Source organism: Actinoplanes sp. NPDC023801 (genome assembly GCF_040639655.1).
Classification (GTDB): domain Bacteria; phylum Actinomycetota; class Actinomycetes; order Mycobacteriales; family Micromonosporaceae; genus Actinoplanes.
The window spans coordinates 38,067-54,879 of sequence record NZ_JBFAAI010000038.1 but is presented as its reverse complement, the minus strand read 5'-3'; the positions used below and the strand labels follow the sequence as shown (position 1 = coordinate 54,879).

Sequence of the window (16,813 nt, the reverse complement as noted above, 5' to 3'; positions counted from 1 at the left end):
GTTTCGTGTACCGGCTTGGCCGGGCGGGACGACGGCGCGGTGACCATTCGTTTGAGACCATTTTTCCGAACTAGTCAGGACAAGGCTGTCGCGTGGCGAACATCAAGTCCCAGATCAAGCGCAACCGGCAGAACGAGAAGGCCCGTCTGCGCAACAAGTCGGTCAAGTCTTCGCTGAAGACCGTGATCCGCAAGCTGCACGAGGCGAGTGACTCGGGCAACGTCGAGTCGGCCGGCGCGCTGCTGCGTGACGCTTCGCGTCAGCTGGACAAGGCCGTCAGCAAGGGCGTCATTCACAAGAACCAGGCGGCCAACCGCAAGTCGGCCATCGCCAAGAAGATCGCCTCGCTGTCCGCCTGATCCGCTCACTCCGGATCAGGTCACGGCCGCACTGACGCGGTCGCTGGCGCGCACCACCTTCTGGTGGGGCGGCATGGACAAACCCCGGGCACCGCTGGACCTCAGGGTCCGTGGCGGTGCCCGGTTTCGTTTCCCATGAACGGGCACGCGCGCAGCCGTCGCCTCACACCGTGGATCACCGCCCCACCTCGACGCGGGATCACGAACCGATGGACGCCCGGCCCGGAGCGGTTGCCGTCGGCGGTGACGACCACGCGAGCGGTGTCCCCTCTAGACTGCACCCCCGGCACGCAGAAGCTATGCCAGCGGGGGCGGCGATGATCACCGACGATCGGATCGTACGAGCCAGAGAACTCTATGAGCGAGCGGTGTACACGGGCGACACCAGTGCGCTCGTGGGCGCCGAGGAGGCCTTGAACGCGGTCGAGGCTGATACGGCGCTGGCCCGTGGGAAGATCCTGCACGCGAGATTTCAGAGCGCACCCCGCGAAGCCGGGTCCCTGACCGCCGAGGATCCCGCGGAACTGCCGTTGTTCGAACGCGCCCTGGAGCTGTACCAGGCACTCGGTGACACGCGGGGCGAGGGAGAGGCGCTGTTCTGGATCGGCTGCCTTCACCAGTTCATCCGGCGTGACGACGAGACCGCCGTGCCGCACCTGGAGCGGTCGTACCGGCTGGCGGCCGCGACCGGCGACAAGGCGACGCAGTCCGAGGCGCTGCGGCATCTGGGCATCGCGGCCCACGCCGCCGGCCGGCTCGACGAAGCCCGCGAACAGCTCGAGAAGTCCTCCCGGTTGCGCCGGGAGACCGGGAACCTTCCGGGCGTGGCCGCCAACCTGATCGGGCTGGCTTACATCGCCGCTGCCCAGAACCGTCGCCCGGACGCGCTCGCCACACTCGACCAGGCGCAAGCCATAGCCGACGCCCACGAAGCCGACGCTGTCCTGCGACATATCGAGCAGGCGCGACAAGCGATCTGAGCGGATGTTCGCCCCATTCGGCGCCACCTCCTACTCCCGATCCTGCGGACGTTGCGCCGGGGGCGCGCCCATCGCTGACCATCGGAAGCGGGGCGAGATCTCTGCGTAGACGCCGTCGCCAGGTGCGATTCCCGATGGCCGGAAGCCGTGAAGGCTGCTCGCATGACGACCTCGATCGGTATTCCTGACAGCGATCTCGTCTCGGCGGCGCTGGAGCACGCACGCGCCGGCCTTGGACAGATGCCGGACGACGGGTGGGGGCTGCAGGCGTCCGGTCTGGATTGGACCTGCCGGGAGACGATCGCGCACATCCTGGATGATCTGGGCGCCTATGCGATGCAGCTGTCCGGGACACACCGCCGCGAGGGCTGGACCCCGCTGATGGAGTTCTCACTGGCCCCCGGACGACCCGCGTGTATGTTCTGGCCGGAGGAAGAGGGTGGAACACCAGCGGTGCTCGACTGTCTCGACGCTGTCGGAGGTCTTCTGGTCGCGGTGATCGCCGGCGCGCCCGCCGATCGCACCGGCTGGCATCCGCACGGAAACCCCGACCGCTCGGCTGTGGCCGCGATGGGGATCGTCGAAGTGGTCCTGCACACCCGCGACATCTTGGGCGCGCACCACATCGGCTATCGAGCGCCGGCGCAGCTCGTGGCACCGTGCCTCGATCGAGTCTTGCCCCACGCCGAACGTTCCGATGACCCCTGGCAAGATCTGCTGGCCGCCACCGGCCGTACCCCGGACAGCCGGGGACATGCCTGGCGCTGGGACTTCACAGCCAAGCGTGTTGCCTGATCCACTTGACGGCGACCCATGGCCCGCATCGAGCCGTGGTGCCGTGCGGCCTGATTCGCGCCGCATCTCACCACGCGGTCCGGCTCATTCGTAGCGGCGGGACGCGGCCTGGCGCGCCATCTGCTGCCGCACGTCCAGCTCATCGGCCCACGCCCGCCGGACCGGCGCGTTAACCCCACGCGGCTCCTCCACGGCCGGCTCGGCCGCGGAACGCACCGGATATCCCGCGTCACCGTCGTAGGAGCGGGCAGCGACAGTCGCCGGATAGGCATTTCCGGACAGACCACGGGAGTACGAACCCGGATAGCCGACCGCCGGTACGTCGGACCCGTACCCGGTGGCTGAGGATTCGTGCGAGATGGCCGGCGCGTACCCCGAACCCCCGGCGGCCCACTCACCGTGAGTGGCCCATCCGGGGAACGACGGCGCCTCGTCGGCGAACGGCGCGACAGCCTCGTCGTGGTGGCCACCGAACCGGCCACCGGCACCGAAGGCCGGCGCACCGGTGGCGGAACGGACGGCACCGGAACCCACTTCGGTGACCGCGTCGGAGACGTACGCGACAGAGGATCCGGCGGCACCCGGCGCCCGGGAGGTCCGGCTCATCGCGGCGGGCCGCAGCACGGACGCCCTGGCCGACGCCGCGGTACCGGCTGGGGCGCGGGGAGTGAGTGCCCCGGCGACCAGGTCGTTGAACTTGACCATCAGCGCGACGGTGACCGGCAGCACGATCACGCCCCACCAGCTGACGAGTTCGGCGAGGGCGAGCAGGACACCGAGGACCACCGCGCCCTCCAGGAAGACGAAGCAGAGCAGGCCGCTCGGGGCGAGGTGGCGCAGGCGGAGCACCCGGGCGTAGAGCGGCTGGTGAGGGCGTTCGGCACGGCGCGAACGGACGGTCCTGGTCATCGGGTGCCTCCGTCCCGGCGGGCGGCCGCGATGGCGAAGACGGTCTGTTCGAGGGCGTAGCCACGGTCCTCGGCGCCGCCCTTGACGGCGGCGTTGCAGTCGGCGGCCGCGCGCATGGCATCGACCAGGCCTTCCGGGGTCCAGCCGCGGCTGCGGCCCTGTGCTTTCTCGATCTTCCAGGCCGGCATGCCGAGGGTCCCGGCCAGCTGGTACGGGTTGCCGCGCCCAGCCGAGGCGACCCGCGCCACGGTGCGCACGCCGTCGGCCAGCGCGTCCGCGATCGGCACCGGGTCGACGCCGACGTGCAGCGCCCAGCGGAGGGCCTCGAGCGCCCCGGGCAGGTCGCCGACCATCGCGGCGTCGGCGACGGCGAACCCGGTGACCTCGGCCCGGCCCCGGTAGTAGCGGGCCACCACGGCCTCGGTGATCTTGCCGTCGGTGTCGGCGAGCAGCTGCGAGCAGGCGGCCGCGATCTCACGCAGATCGGTGCCGACCGCCTGGAGCAGCGCGGAAGCGGCCGCGTCGTCGCACCGGACACCGTTGCGGCGGAACTCGTTGCGGACGAACGCGATCCGCTCGGAGTCCTTCTTCATTTTCATGACCGGCACGACGGTGGCACCCGCGGCGCGGAGACCGTCGGCGAAGGCCTTTCCCTTGGCGCCGCCGACGTGGGTGACGATCAGCGTGACGTCGGGGTCGGGGTTCTTCGCATAGGCAAGCAGCGCCGCCGTGAGGTCCTTCCGAGCGTCCTGACCGCTCCGGATCACCAGCGCGCGCCGGCCGCCGAACAGCGACGGGCTCAGCATCTCGGCGACCTCACCGGCCGCGAGCGAGCCGGCGTCGTACTCCCGCACGTCGGCACCCGGGTCGGCGGCCCGCGCGGCCTCGACCGCCTCGGCGACGGCACGGGCGGCGAGAAGCTCCTCATCGCCTTGGACGAGCAGCAACGAGGGGGGTGGCGCGGCATTCACGTGCAACATCGTCGCACGGGCGGCCGACAGTTCTGTGAGTCTCACTCGTTAGCGCAGGCCGCCGATCACCGAATGCGAAACCAGACATATCGACGAACGAAGATGCGGGTACGCCCGTAGAGTCGCCTGCCCAGGCCTGATGCCTCCGTCAACCGACCCGAATGACAACGCACCTATAGAGCTTCATACCGCCATAAACAGGACATAACAATCCCGCTATCCGGGCGTGTCGCAAGCCCGCGCGAGGCGGCGGCAGGGCACCGCGCAAGCCCGGGCAAGGCGAGCCGGCAGGGCACCGGGCGAGCCGGATGGAGTCAGGGTCGCCGCTCGCGGGCCGCAAGGCGGACCGGCGGGGCAACGCGTGAGCCCGGCACCCGGCGGGCCCGGACGAGGACTTCAGCCGGGCGCCTCGCCCTCACCGTGGGCTGCCACCGCCAGCCCTCCGTCGACCACGACTGCCGCCACATCCCCCGATTCATCGGTACGCAGAACGCGCGCCCCGCCCTCCGAGATCCGCCCGAGCAGCACCGCGTTCGGATGCCCGTAGTCGTTGTCCTTGCCCACCGAGACCAGCGCCACCGCCGGATCGACCGCGTCCAGCAACGACGTCGCCTGCAGCGCGCTGCCGTGGTGCGCCACCTTGAGCACGTCCGCCCGCAGCGCGGCCCCTCCGAGCGCGGCCACGAGATCCTCCTGTTCCTCGGTCTCCGCGTCGCCGAGCAGCAGGACGGTCCGGCCGGCGGCAGCGGCCCGGACGATGAGGGAGTTGTTGTTCGGGTCGGAGTTGGTGCCACGCATCGGCGTGACCGGCCCGAGCACGTCCAGCCGCAGGTCGCCGACGGTGGCCGCCCATCCCGGTCCGGCCGCCTGAACGGTGAGGCCCGTCGCGGCGGCGGCCTCCTCGACGGCGGCCCGCCCGCCCGCGGGTTCCGGCCAGTCGGGTCCGATGACCGCGCTGACCTCCCGGCCCCGGAACACCCCGCCGACACCGCCGATGTGGTCGGCGTGGAAGTGGCTCACGACAAGGATCGCGACGTGCCGGATGCCGAGCCGCCGCAGGCACCTGTCGACCGCGTCCGGTTCGGGGCCGGCGTCGACGACCACGGCCCGCCCCGGCCCGGCGGCCAGCACGACGGCGTCGCCCTGACCGACCGCGCACGCCACGACGAGCCATCCGGGCGGCGGCCAGCCGGGGGCGAGCAGCCGCACCGGCAGGGCGCCGAGGATCGCTCCTAGGGCGACCACGGTGGCGAGCCGCCGGACGACCACCCGGCGTGCCGCCACCAGGAAGGCCACCGTGAGCACGGCGAGCAGCACCCCGCCCGGCGCGCCGCCGGGCCAGGGCAGCGCCCCGGCCGGCACGCGTGCTCCGAGGCGCGCCACGAGCACGAGCCACTCGGTGGGCCAGTGCCCGATCCAGGCGGCGAACCCGGCACCGTCCGGCCAGATGGGGGACAGCACCGCCGAGCCGACGCCCAGCAGGGTGGCCGGGGCGATGGCCGGCACCGCGACCAGGTTGGCGGGTACCGCGACGAGGCTGACACTGCCCGAGATGGCGGCGACCACCGGACCGCAGGCGACCTGGGCCGCCGCCGGTACGGCCAGCGCCTCGGCCACCCCGGCCGGGCATCCGCCACGGCGCAACCCGTCCCGCCAGGCCGGGGCGATCAGCAGCAGACCGGCGGTGGCCAGCACGGACAGTGCGAACCCGGGGTCGGCCGCAAGTTCCGGATCGGCGATCAGGAGCACGGCCGCTCCCGCCGCCAGTGCCGGAACCGCGGCCCGGGTCCGTCCGGTGGCCAGTCCGAGCAGTCCGATGGCACCCATGGCCGCGGCACGGATGACGCTCGGTGACGGCCGGGCCAGGATGACGAACCCGGCCAGGGCGACGGCGCACAGCACGGCGCAGAGCAGTGGCCCGGCCCGCGCCCGCCGGACCACGAAGAGCACCACACCCAGGACGATCGCGACATTGGTGCCGGACACCGCGGTCAGATGGGTCATCCCGGTCGTCCGGAAGTCCTCCTCCAGGGCCGGGTCCAGGCGGCTGGTGTCACCCACGACGAGCCCCGGCAGCAGGCCGCCGGAGTCGTCCGGCAGCGGCTCACAGGCGCGCTGGAGCCCGGCCCGCAGTACGCCGGCGCCACGTTGCACCCACGAGGGCCGGCCGGTCAGGCTCGGCGGCTTCCGGGCGGAGAGGACAGCGGCCCGCAGGTCGCCGGGGCGGGGCGGCATGAGCCGGCCGGTCGCCGTGAACCGCTGGCCCGGCAGCAGCGCACGCCACCCCGGATCCGAGCCCAGCACGAGCCCCCGGGCGGAGAGCCGGATCGGCGGCTCCTCCCCCGCGGTGACCGACTCCAGGTCCACGGCGATCAGGTAGGTCGGCGGTCCGGAGGTCGGGGCCAGCGGCCGCGGATCGTCCCGGATCACCGCCTCCACCCGCACGGTCTCCCCCGCCTCGACGAGAGCCGCGAGTGCCGGCGCCTCCCGTACCGACACCTGCGCCGCGGTGGAGACCGCCCCGCACCCCACCCCGAGCGCGACGGCCACCCCGATCCATCGCACCGTTCCACTGCACCACGGGGTGCCGCGACCGGCGGCCGCCGCACCGGGCCGCCCGGCGGCAAGCAACCCGCCCGCGAGGACGAGTCCCGCTCCACCGACCGCGAGACCGGCCGTGGCGGAGAGATGCAGCGAGGCCAGGGCCGCCGCCCAGAGCCCGATGGTGAACCCCGCCAGCCGCAGGTCGGGCACCGCCATCAGACCGTCACCAGCTCTTTGAGCTGCTCGTACCGCGAGTCACCGATCCCCTCGACCTTGCGCAGGTCGCTGATCCCCCGGAAGCCGCCCTGGGCGTCCCGGGCGTCCAGGATCCGCTGGGCCAGGACGGGTCCGACGCCGGGCAGTGTGTCCAGTTCGGCGAGGGTGGCCGTGTTGAGGTTGACCAGCCCGCCGGAGGCACCCGGAGCGGACTGCCCGGAGGGCGCCGCTGCTCCCACCATGATCAGTTCGCCGTCGACGACCTTCCGGGCAAGGTTGAGCATCGCCACGTCCACACCCGGCTCGGCCCCGCCCGCCGCGGTCAGCGCGTCCGCGACGCGTGCCCCGGGAGCCAGACGCACCAGCCCCGGCTTGCGCACCTTGCCACCGACCGCGACGACGATCTCGGCACCGGCGCCCGGCCCGTGCCCGGGACCCGGGCTGGGCGCGACCGACACGGAGCCGGCCGCGATCGGATCGACCCGTGGCCGCGACCTCCACGCCAGGAACGCCGCGACCAGCACGACGACCACCGCCACCGCGGCCATCGCCCGCACGCCGGGCCGCCCGGGGTCGAAGGCCTGCAGCCACTGCCGCCGCGATCCCCCGAAGGCCCCCTCCCCACCGAGTTCAACGCCGGCGGAGAGATCGGGAGAGGGACCCGGAGAGCGCCGGGAAGGAGGACCGGAAGACGGATCGGAGGAGGGAGCCGAGTCCCAGGGATATCCCGCGCCGGCCCCCGAAGACCTCCGCGAACCGCCGCCGTCCGTGCCGGGCCCCATAGTGGCGCCGTCCCCTAAAGGGGAGACATCGTCCTCCTCCGCCGACCATGCCGGAATCACGTCCGCCCAGTCCAGCGGCCCTTCGTCGGGAACCGTCCGGCCGGCCGGGCCCCCGTCGAGCACCGCCCGCAGGCGCGCTCCGACGACGTCACCGCTATCCTTCGCCTCTCGCACGGCCCGACCGTAGGAAGCGTTCCGCTCCCCCGCTCGCGGCCCTGTGGACAACTCGTCAGTGTGGACAGGGAGCGGCACGTGACACGAGGCCAGGCGGTAGCCGCGCTGAGGGCCGCGGGCTGCGTGTTCGCCGAGGACGAGGCGGACGTCCTGATCGAGGCGGCGCGCGACGACCGCACGCTCGGTGCGATGGTCGGCCGCCGCGCCGCCGGGGAACCACTGGAGCAGGTCGTCGGTTACGCCGACTTCTGCGGCGTACGGGTCCGGCTCCGCCCGGGGGTCTTCGTCCCACGTGTCCGCAGCGAGCTCCTGGTCCGCCTGGGTACCGCGGAGCTCGGCCCGTACGCGCTGGTGGTGGATCTCTGCTGCGGTTCCGGCGCCCTGGGCCTGGCCGTCCGGCACCGGGTGCCGGGCATCACCCTGTACGCCGCGGATCTGGATCCGGTCGCGGTGGCCTGTGCCCGGGACAACCTGGCCGACCCGGGCCGCGTCCATCAGGGCGATCTCTTCGAGGCACTTCCCGCCGAGCTGTACGGCCGGATCGATCTGCTCCTGGCGAACGTCCCGTACGTGGCGACCCGGCACATCCCGTTCCTGCCGTCCGAAGCTCGCGACCACGAACCGCGGACGGCGCTCGACGGCGGTGACGACGGCCTCACGGTGTTCCGGGCGGTGGCCGCCGGGGCGGCGCGCTGGCTGGCCCCGGGCGGACTGCTCGTCTCGGAGATCACCGAGGCACAGACCGCCGCCGCGACGACGGCAGCCGATGGGAACGGATTGACGGCCACCGTCGTCACGGACGATGATCTCGACGCTCGCGCGATCGTGGCGCGCCGACAGCGATAGAGGACTACCGTGGGCCTGCTGCGAAGGATCGCCCGCGCCCGGCTGGCCGGACAGGTGATCCGGCGTCTGCGCCGGGCCGGCATCCGGGATGCGCGCTACTACCCGGTCCCCTTCGAGGTGCGGTTCACCGTCCCCGGCGACGACGAGCACACGATTCTGCCGCTGGCCCCGCTGTCGGCCGGGCGCAAGGCCGTGGACACGGTCATCGCCGGCCTGTTCCGGGTCCCGCCCGGCTGGGCCGAGGCGGCGCCCCTGCTACGGCCGGTGCTGCGAGGCGCCGCGCCGGGAGCACCGATGTGCCGCCCGGTTCTGCCGTTCCTGTCCGAGTTCGCCGTGATCGATCAACCGAACACCATGACCTATGTGACCCCGGCTCAGGCTGCAGCCTGGAAGGTGCCAACCGATCGGGTCTTCGACACCGCCCGTGCCAATCTCACCGGCGCGGTGCTGCAGGGTGTCGCCACCGGCCCGGTGATCGTCCGTTTCGTCGACGACGGCAACTCGTACTGGACCTCGCACCTGCTGCTGCCGGGCTGGCTCATGAGGCTGGCCGGCCAGGTCGGCGGTGTCCCGGTGGCCTTCGCCCCGGAACGCGGGACCCTGCTGGTGACCGCCGCCGAGAGCCCTCTGGTCGCGGCTCTCTTCGCCGAGGCGGAGACCATCTTCGCGATGTCCCCGCATCCGCTGTCCCCGATGGCCTACCGCAGTGACGACAACGGCTGCACGGTGCCGTACACCGTCGCGCCGGACCATCCCCTGCACCAGACCGTCCGCCGGGCCGAGCGGCTGCTGGCCGTCCACGAGTACTCGCGGCAACCTCCGGACCCGTCCGTGCACTGCGCGCCGATCGAACTGCTCGGTTCCGCCGCGGAGGGCTGGCGCACCCGCGCCGTCTGGCCGGAGAACGTCCCGGCGCTCCTGCCCGAGGCCGACGAGGTCCAGGCCGGCGACCGCACCCTCCCCTGGTCCGCGGTAGCTCCGCGGCTCACCCCCACCACGCACAGCCCGGCACGCTGGCTGGCGACCGCCTGGCCGCCCTGAGAATCGGCGGCACGTCGCGGTTCGTACGGCTCAGGTTCTTCGATGGACGACGACCCCGGCCAGACCGGGGCCGGTATGGGCGGCGACCACCGCACCGACCTCGGTGAGATAGCAGTCGCGCAGGCGATCGCCGAGTCGTTCGCTCAGAGCGTCGACCAGCGCGGACGCCCGGTCCGGAGTGCCCAGGTGGTGAACTGCGACGTCGGCCTCACCGTCGCCGGCCGCCTCGGCCGCGAGGTCGACCAGCCGGGTGAGGGCTCGCCCGGCGGTGCGCACCCGGTCCCGCACGACGACCGCACCGTCCTCGACGTGCAGGATCGGTTTGACCGACAATGCCGTGCCGACCAGGGCGGACGCCGCGCCGATCCGGCCGCCGCGACGCAGGAACTCGAGGGTGTCGACGTAGAAGAGGGTCGTGACGCGGGCCGCGTGCTCGGTGGCCGCACGGGTGACCGTCGCCAGGTCGTGACCCTTGCGAGCGGACGCCGCGGCGGCGAGCGCGGGGAAGCCGAGGCCCATCGCGGTGGTCCCGCTGTCGACGACCCGGACCCGGGAACCGACCTCGGCCGCGGCGAGTTGCGCCGCCTCGTAGGTGCCGGAGAGCTTGGCGGACAGGTGCACCGAGACGACACCGCCGGCGCCCGCATCGAGCAGTCGGCGGTACTCGGAGACGAACTGCGAAGGCGCGGGCCTCGACGTGCTGACGGCGGCCCGGCGCGCGGTGAGCGCGCGGGCCACCTCGGCCGGCGAGACCTCGATGCCCTCCAGGCCGTCCCAGCCGTTGATGACGACGGTGAGCGGCACGATGGTCAGGTCATACGTGCCGTTCAGTTCGGCCGGCAGGTACGCGGTGGAGTCGGTGACGACCGCGATGGTCATGCAGGCAAGGTACTTGATTCAGATGTGTGTCACCCGGCGGCCACCGAGGTGACCACGAACGGCTTCCCCTGCATGCAGGTGGTCATCATGCCTTCGGCGCTCTTTCCGGCCACGGTGACCTCGGCGCCCACCTGGAGTGCCGACTTGAGCTTCTCGTCCTCGACGATCAGCAGATGGTCGCCGGTGCCGTCCTTGAGGAGCAGGCATCTCGGCTCGACACCGGCGGTGACGGTGCCGGTGAGGACGGTCTCGCCGGGGGCCGCGGACAGCGCCGGGACCGGGGAGGCCGTGGCCGGTTCGGGGGCGCCACCGGCAGGTTGGGTGGTGGGGTTGTTGTTCGCGCAACCGGCGGTGAGCGCCAGAAGCAGCGCGGCGGGGACGACGGTCTTACGGATCAGCATGGTGTTCAGACGTTCCCTGAGGGTGGACGGTTCCATCAGACCGGCGGCGGGACCGGACGGTCGCTGAGGACCCCGACGTTGTACGAGGCCATCTGCCAGCCCCGGGCGTCGTCGTGGGTGAGCTCCACCCAGTGGCAGTTCTGCAGAGCCCGCAGCGTGCGCATCTGCTCACGCCGCCAGCCGAGCAGGTGACCGACGCCCTGGCGGGCCGCGGCGCCGTGGGTGGCGACCACCACGACACTGCCGGCCGGGGCGAGCAGAGCCGCGTCCTGGAGCGCCTCGGAGACCCGTTTACCCAGGTCGTCGAGGGTCTCCACGTCGCCGCCGACGACGTCCTCACCGGCGGTCCAGCGGGCGTGCTCCTCGGGGCGCCGGGCGGCGACCTCGGCCATCGTCAGGCCCTGCCACTCGCCGAAGAAGCGCTCACGGAGCCGCTCGTCGGTGGTGACGGTGAGACCGGTACGGCCGGCGAGCGCGGCGGCGGTGTCGGCGGCCCGGCGCAGATCGCTGGCGACGATCGCGGCCGGGCGCAGGCGGACGAGCAGCTCGGCGGCTTCGGCGGCCTGACGGCGGCCGAGGTCGTTGAGCGGCACATCGGTCTGTCCCTGCACGCGGGAGCCCGCGTTCCAGTCGGTGTTGCCGTGCCGCCAGACGATCAGGCGGATCACGGCGCCTCGGCGCCGGCTTCGGCCAGGTCCCGGTCGACGAACGGGATGATGGGGCAGTCCTTCCACAGGCGGTCGAGAGCGTAGAACTCGCGCTCCTCGACGTGCTGGACGTGCACCACGATGTCGACGAAGTCGAGCAGCACCCAGCGGCCCTGGCGCTCTCCCTCCCGGCGGGCGGGTTTCGCCTTCTCCGGCAGGTTGAGCAGCGCTTCCTCGATCGCGTCGACGATCGCGATCACCTGACGCTCGTTCGCTCCGGAGGCGATGACGAAGGCGTCGGTGATGTAGATCTGGTCGCCGACGTCGATGATGGAGATGTCCTGCGCCTTCTTGTCCGCAGCGGCCTGCGCGGCCGCCAGGGCTAGTTCGAGAGCGCGTTCATTGACGGGCAAAAGGAGTCCCCTCGGTAGGGTTTTCAGGACTTCAAGCGTCTCACACCGGCCCGGTAATACCCGAGTCCCGATAGAGGCCCCGCTTGTTGATGTACTGCACAACACCGTCCGGTACCAGGTACCAGACCGGCAGGCCGGCTGCCACCCGATTACGGCAGTCGCTGGAGGAGATGGCCATGGCGGGCACCTCGACCAGGGTCACGCTGTCGGCCGGCAGATGCTTGTTGGTCAGCTCGAAACCCGGCCGGGTCACCCCGATGAAGTGGGCCAGGCCGAGCATGGTGAGCGCGTCCTTCCACGACATGATCCGGGCCAGCGCGTCGGCTCCGGTGATGAAGTAGAGCTCCGCCGACTGGCCGTACACGGCACGCATGTCGCGCAGGGTGTCGACGGTGTAGGTGGGGCCGTCGCGGTCGATGTCGGCGCGGCTGACGTGGAAGCGCGGGTTCGAGGCGGTCGCCACGACGGTCATCAGGTAGCGGTCCTCGGCGGGCGACACACGACCCTTCTCGTACGGCTGGCCGGTCGGCACGAACATGACCTCGTCGAGGTCGAAGCGGGCCTGGACCTCGCTCGCCGCGACCAGGTGACCGTGATGGATGGGGTCGAAGGTGCCACCCATGATCCCGATGCGCCGTGCGGACATCAGAGAAGGATAACCGCGAAGGTCAGCCGTCCAGCCGGCGGCGAACCGCGGTGAGCAGGTCACCCGCGGTGAACGGCTTCTCCAGCAGCGCCACCCCCGGGTCGAGGGTGCCCTGGGAGGCCAGGATCGGCTGGGCGTACCCGGACATGAAGAGCACCCGGGTGCTGGGCCGGGCCACCACCAGCCGCTCGGCCAGTTCTTTGCCGAGCATCCCGGGCATCACCACGTCGCTGACCAGCAGGTCGATCTTGCCCTCATGGCGGGCGGCCAGTTCGAGAGCCTGCGCGCCGCCGTCCGCCAGCAGAACCCGGTACCCGGCGCCGGTGAGGATCCGGCCGGCCACGTGGCGCAGCGCGTCCTCGTCCTCGGCGACGAGCAGGGTCTCGCCCTTGCCGCCGGTGGTGGCGGGCCGGGCGGCGGCCTCGGGGTGATGCGCGACGCTACCGGCGGGCAGCAGCACGGTGATCGTGGTGCCGACGCCCACCTCGCTGGTCAGGGAGACCTCGCCACCGGCCTGCGTGACGATGCCGTAGACGGTGGCCAGGCCCAGTCCGGTGGCCTCGCCGCTGCCCTTGGTGGTGTAGAACGGCTCGAAGGCCCGCTCGGCCACGTCCGCGGGCATGCCCCGGCCGGAGTCGCCGACCCGCAGCCGGACCCGGTTGTCGAGCAACCCGGTGTCGATCACCAGCCGGCCGCCGGACGGCATCGCGTCCCGGGCGTTCAGGGCCAGGTTGACCAGCATCTGCTCGATCTGGCCGGGGTCGCAGAGGACCATCGGCAGGTCCGGACCGGGCCGGAAGATCACATCGATGTGCTCGCCGACGGTACGTCGCAGCAGTTCCTGGACCTCGGTGACGAGTGCGTTGAGATCGATCGTCTGGGGCCGGACCACCTCGCGGCGGGCGAAAGCGAGCAGCTGATGGGTGAGCTCGGTGCCCCGGTTGCCGGCCCGGATCACCTGACGGGCGTCCGAGACGATCATCGCGGTGTCCGGCTCGGGCGACTCCGCCTCCTCGATCACGAAGTTCGCGTAGTTCAGGATGACACCGAGCATGTTGTTGAAGTCGTGCGCGATGCCGCCGGCCAGCTGTCCCAGGCTCTCCAGGCGCTGGCTGCGGTGCGTGTGCGCCTCCGCGCGAAGGCGTTCCTGTTCCTGCTCGGCACGCAGGCGTTCGGAGATGTCCCGGACCACAGCGACGGCGAGCCGGCCATGCGCGGTGTCGACGAGCGTGGTGGACGATTCGACCGGGAAGTCGGTGCCGTCCCTGCGCCGGGCGGTGGTCACGAGCCGGCCGATCTCCCCGGCCGCGCCCTCCGTGATCATCTGCTCGCGTTCCGGGAGGAGGGCTCGGGACTCGTCGGTGACCAGCACCTCGACGGACTGACCCACGAGTTCGGCGATGGACCAGCCGTACATCTGCCCGGCCCGGTCGTTGGCCAGCACGATCCGGCCCCCGTCCAGGACCAGGATCGCGTCCGGCGCCGCCCGCAGCAGGCCACCGGACAGCTCCTCGGACCACTCCACGCATCCACCCCCGTAGCCACAGGCTACGAGTATCCCGAGGTCACGGGGGTGGAGACAGGCGAATCCGATCACCCGCGGGCGGCCAGCGCCCGGCGCATGTCGTCGTCGGAGTCCTGCACCACGCGGCGCAGGATCTGGTTCCGGCCGGGGGTGGCGATCAGGGCGGCGGCCAGCTGCCGGGTGCGCTCCGAGACGGCCACCGACGGGTACGCCATCGTCGCGATGTGCTCGGCACTCATCCCGCTGCGGGTCCGCAGCATCTCCGGCATGTCGGTGAAGTACCGCTCGACGTACGGCTCCAGCAGCTCCAGCTGCTCAGGCTGCCAGAAGCCGCTCGCGGTCCGCTCGGCGAGACGGTTGGAGAGCGTGGAGTCGCCGACGATCGCGGTCCAGGCCGCCTCCTTGGCCGCGGCGTCCGGGCGGGCGGCCCGGCAGGCGGCGGCCCACTGCTCGCCGGAGGCGCTGCGGTCGCGTTCCAGCTCGGCGTCGATCTCTTCGCCCCCTGCCGACCCGAGCACCGACAGCCGGTACAGGATCAGCCAGCGCAGATCGGCGTCGATCGCGAGACCGTCCGGCACGTTGTCGCCGGCGAGCCAGCCGCGCAGCCGGGCCGTGTCGGTGGTGGCGCCGATCAGGCCGCGGGCCGCGGCCAGCTGACGCGAGTCACCGGGCTGCACGGCGGCGAGCAGCCGGTCGGCGGCCTGCGCGAGCAGCTGGAGGGCCGCCGGGCGGGTCTCCGGGCCGGCGTAGCGGTCGACGAGTCCGCGGGTGGCGCGCAGCACGTCCTCGACGACGGCGGTCTCGCTCTCCACCGGCAGGGCGGCCAGGACCAGGGTGACGAGCTCGGCGATCGGGCGTTCGCCGTCGACCACGGCGTCCAGGGTGGCGGCCCAGACGACCGCGCGGGCCAGCGAGTCGTCCAGGCGGGGCAGCAGCACCGGAACGGCGGCGGCCGAGTCCTCGTCGAGACGGATCTTCGCGTACGTCAGATCGCCGTCGTTCAACAGCAGCAGGTCCGCGGCCGGCTTGCCGGTGAGTTCGGTCAGCACCGTACGCCCGACCGCCTCCAGTTCCACATCGAGGCGTTCCCGCAGCACCACGCTGCCGTCCGCGGCCCGGTCGTAGAGGCCGACGCCGATCCGGTGCGGCCGCAGGGTCGGGTGTTCCGCCGGGGCACTCTGCAGCACCGCCACCTCGGCGTAGTTCGCACCGTCCCGGGTGACCTCGGCGCGCAGCGTGTTGACCTGTGCCTGGCGCAGCCACACCTCGGCCCAGCCGGAGAGGTCCCGGCCGCTCGCCTTGGACAGTGCGCCGAGCAGGTCGGCCAGGGTGGCGTTGCCGTAGGCGTGCGCCTCGAAGTGGTCGTTGAGCCCGGCCAGGAACGCGTCGTCGCCCAGCCAGGCGACCAGCTGCTTGAGGACGGCGGCGCCCTTGGCGTACGAGATCCCGTCGAAGTTGAGGAGGGCCTCCTCGGTGTCACCGACCCGCGACGGTGCGACCGGATGGGTCGACGGCCGCTGGTCGGCTCGCAAGCCCCACGCCTTGCGCTGCATCGCGAACGTGGTCCAGGCGTCGGAGAAGCGGGTGGCCTCGGCGGTCACCCGGGAACCGAGGTACTCGGCGAACGACTCGTTCAGCCACAGGTCGTCCCACCAGGCCATGGTGACCAGGTCGCCGAACCACATGTGCGCCATCTCGTGGGCGATGACGTTGGCCCGGCGCTCACGTTCGCTGTCGGTCACCGCCGAGCGCGGGATCATCTCGTCCCGGAAGACGACGAGGCCCGGGTACTCCATGGCACCGAAGTTGAACTCGGGCGCGAACGCCTGCTGGTAGTGCCCGAAGGGATAGCGGATCCGGAACATCTCGTGGAACCGGTCCAGCGACTGCCGGGTCAGCTCGAACAGCTCCGCGGCCTGCGCCTCCAGATGCTCGGCGAGCGCGGCGCGGGCGTACAGCGCCAGCGGGATGCCGTCGTGCTCGGCGGTGACCACGTGGTACGGCCCGGCGATCAGGCTGGCCAGATAGGTGGAGATTCGCTTGGTGGGCGCGAACTCCCAGCGGCCGCCGTCGCGGGAGACGAGGGCCCCGTTGGTGGCGACCAGCCAATCCTCGGGGGCGGTGACGCTGACCCGGAAGACCGCTTTCAGGTCGGGCTGGTCGAAGCTGGGCAGCACCCGGCCCGCGTTGTTGATGAACAGGTGCTGGTAGAGGTACGTGTGCCCGTCCGCCGGGTCGGTGTAGCGGTGCAGACCCTCGCCGTCGTTCGAATACCGCATGTGAGCGTCGACGACCAGCTCGTTGGACTCGGCCAGGCCGGTCAGCTCCAGGCGGGCACCGGTCGAGGCGGAGGGCGGCAAGGGTGTTCCGTTGAGCGTCATCGAGACGACGTCGGCCGGCTCGAACTCGAGGAAGGTCGCTGCTCCGGCCCGGGCGCGGAAACGCACCACCGTGCGGGATCGGAAGGTGTCCCCGGAGGCGGTGAGGTCCAGGTCGACGTGGTAGTCCTCGACATCGACGAGGGATGCTCGTTCGACGGCCTCGGAACGGGTCAGGGTCGGCATGACGACAATCATGCCCGGATGGGAGCGCGGCCCCTGCGACGGGCGGGCTACTCTGCATCTCGTGCGCGTTCTCAGCAACAACTGGTGGCTGCCCTGACCGGGCGGCTACCTCTGCACGCGT

15 protein-coding genes and 1 pseudogene are annotated in these 16,813 nt (G+C 72.0%); 5 read left to right on the top strand and 11 right to left on the bottom strand.

What is annotated here, in order from left to right; genetic code table 11:
- Window positions 1-92 precede the first annotated feature (92 nt).
- The 3 genes from rpsT (at window position 93) to AB0G04_RS39735 (ending at window position 2,134) form a co-directional block, all read left to right on the top strand.
- Complete coding sequence (gene rpsT / locus AB0G04_RS39745) at window positions 93-359, top strand: 30S ribosomal protein S20 (protein ID WP_360994392.1); 267 nt, start codon at window positions 93-95, stop codon at window positions 357-359.
- A 368-nt stretch (window positions 360-727) separates the two neighbouring features.
- On the top strand, window positions 728-1,339 hold the full coding sequence (locus tag AB0G04_RS39740; protein WP_360994390.1) for a tetratricopeptide repeat protein: 612 nt from the start codon (window positions 728-730) through the stop codon (window positions 1,337-1,339).
- Between the two features lie 162 nt (window positions 1,340-1,501).
- Window positions 1,502-2,134, top strand: a complete 633-nt coding sequence (locus AB0G04_RS39735; protein WP_360994387.1) for a DinB family protein — start codon at window positions 1,502-1,504, stop codon at window positions 2,132-2,134.
- 678 nt (window positions 2,135-2,812) lie between these two features.
- On the opposite strand, the pseudogene AB0G04_RS39730 reads toward AB0G04_RS39735, so the two are convergent.
- From AB0G04_RS39730 to AB0G04_RS39715, 4 genes and pseudogenes are all read right to left on the bottom strand, one after another.
- A pseudogene (locus AB0G04_RS39730) lies at window positions 2,813-3,043 on the bottom strand (hypothetical protein); the annotation flags it as partial.
- A complete protein-coding gene (gene holA / locus AB0G04_RS39725) occupies window positions 3,040-4,023 on the bottom strand; it encodes a DNA polymerase III subunit delta (protein ID WP_360994385.1) in 984 nt (327 codons plus the stop codon). The pseudogene AB0G04_RS39730 and the gene holA, both read right to left, overlap by 4 nt.
- A 387-nt stretch (window positions 4,024-4,410) precedes the next feature.
- A complete protein-coding gene (locus AB0G04_RS39720) occupies window positions 4,411-6,774 on the bottom strand; it encodes a ComEC/Rec2 family competence protein (protein ID WP_360994382.1) in 2,364 nt (787 codons plus the stop codon).
- The gene (locus tag AB0G04_RS39715; protein WP_360994380.1) at window positions 6,774-7,556 is read right to left on the bottom strand and encodes a ComEA family DNA-binding protein; all 783 of its coding nucleotides are present in this window, start codon (window positions 7,554-7,556) and stop codon (window positions 6,774-6,776) included. The genes AB0G04_RS39720 and AB0G04_RS39715 overlap by 1 nt, the downstream gene beginning before the upstream one ends.
- A gap of 252 nt (window positions 7,557-7,808) precedes the next feature.
- Here AB0G04_RS39715 and AB0G04_RS39710 point away from each other — a divergent pair, with 252 nt between their 5' ends.
- A complete protein-coding gene (locus AB0G04_RS39710; protein WP_360994378.1) occupies window positions 7,809-8,576 on the top strand; it encodes a putative protein N(5)-glutamine methyltransferase in 768 nt (255 codons plus the stop codon).
- Between the two features lie 9 nt (window positions 8,577-8,585).
- Window positions 8,586-9,617 carry a hypothetical protein gene (locus AB0G04_RS39705; protein WP_360994375.1) on the top strand — a complete coding sequence of 344 codons (1,032 nt, stop codon included), beginning with the start codon at window positions 8,586-8,588 and terminating at the stop codon, window positions 9,615-9,617.
- A gap of 30 nt (window positions 9,618-9,647) precedes the next feature.
- Here AB0G04_RS39705 and AB0G04_RS39700 read toward each other — a convergent pair whose 3' ends face one another.
- From AB0G04_RS39700 to pepN, 7 genes are all read right to left on the bottom strand, one after another.
- Window positions 9,648-10,496, bottom strand: coding sequence for a DegV family protein (locus AB0G04_RS39700; RefSeq protein ID WP_360994373.1), 849 nt, complete (start codon window positions 10,494-10,496; stop codon window positions 9,648-9,650).
- 29 nt (window positions 10,497-10,525) lie between these two features.
- Window positions 10,526-10,897, bottom strand: a complete 372-nt coding sequence (locus AB0G04_RS39695) for a hypothetical protein (protein ID WP_360994370.1) — start codon at window positions 10,895-10,897, stop codon at window positions 10,526-10,528.
- 35 nt (window positions 10,898-10,932) lie between these two features.
- Complete coding sequence (locus AB0G04_RS39690; protein WP_360994368.1) at window positions 10,933-11,565, bottom strand: histidine phosphatase family protein; 633 nt, start codon at window positions 11,563-11,565, stop codon at window positions 10,933-10,935.
- The gene (gene rsfS, locus AB0G04_RS39685) at window positions 11,562-11,957 is read right to left on the bottom strand and encodes a ribosome silencing factor (RefSeq protein WP_360994364.1); all 396 of its coding nucleotides are present in this window, start codon (window positions 11,955-11,957) and stop codon (window positions 11,562-11,564) included. The genes AB0G04_RS39690 and rsfS overlap by 4 nt, the downstream gene beginning before the upstream one ends.
- Window positions 11,958-11,997: 40 nt before the next feature.
- Window positions 11,998-12,603, bottom strand: a complete 606-nt coding sequence (gene nadD, locus AB0G04_RS39680) for a nicotinate-nucleotide adenylyltransferase (protein ID WP_360994361.1) — start codon at window positions 12,601-12,603, stop codon at window positions 11,998-12,000.
- Window positions 12,604-12,625: 22 nt separating this feature from the next.
- Window positions 12,626-14,128: an ATP-binding protein gene (locus AB0G04_RS39675; protein WP_360994358.1), complete on the bottom strand. Its 1,503-nt coding sequence runs from the start codon at window positions 14,126-14,128 to the stop codon at window positions 12,626-12,628.
- 68 nt (window positions 14,129-14,196) lie between these two features.
- Window positions 14,197-16,692 (bottom strand): aminopeptidase N, encoded by a 2,496-nt coding sequence (gene pepN / locus AB0G04_RS39670; protein ID WP_360994355.1) that lies wholly within the window; start codon window positions 16,690-16,692, stop codon window positions 14,197-14,199.
- Between the last annotated feature and the right edge of the window lie 121 nt (window positions 16,693-16,813).

Excerpts from the sequence above, each read along its gene's own strand:
- pepN (WP_360994355.1), bottom strand. The coding sequence starts at position 16,692 with ATGCCGACCCTGACCCGTTCCGAGGCCGTCGAACGAGCATCCCTCGTC.
- AB0G04_RS39695 (WP_360994370.1), bottom strand. The coding sequence starts at position 10,897 with ATGCTGATCCGTAAGACCGTCGTCCCCGCCGCGCTGCTTCTGGCGCTC.
- AB0G04_RS39715 (WP_360994380.1), bottom strand. The coding sequence starts at position 7,556 with ATGGGGCCCGGCACGGACGGCGGCGGTTCGCGGAGGTCTTCGGGGGCC.
- AB0G04_RS39735 (WP_360994387.1), top strand. The coding sequence starts at position 1,502 with ATGACGACCTCGATCGGTATTCCTGACAGCGATCTCGTCTCGGCGGCG.
- AB0G04_RS39720 (WP_360994382.1), bottom strand. The coding sequence starts at position 6,774 with ATGGCGGTGCCCGACCTGCGGCTGGCGGGGTTCACCATCGGGCTCTGG.
- holA (WP_360994385.1), bottom strand. The coding sequence starts at position 4,023 with ATGTTGCACGTGAATGCCGCGCCACCCCCCTCGTTGCTGCTCGTCCAA.
- nadD (WP_360994361.1), bottom strand. The coding sequence starts at position 12,603 with ATGTCCGCACGGCGCATCGGGATCATGGGTGGCACCTTCGACCCCATC.
- AB0G04_RS39700 (WP_360994373.1), bottom strand. The coding sequence starts at position 10,496 with ATGACCATCGCGGTCGTCACCGACTCCACCGCGTACCTGCCGGCCGAA.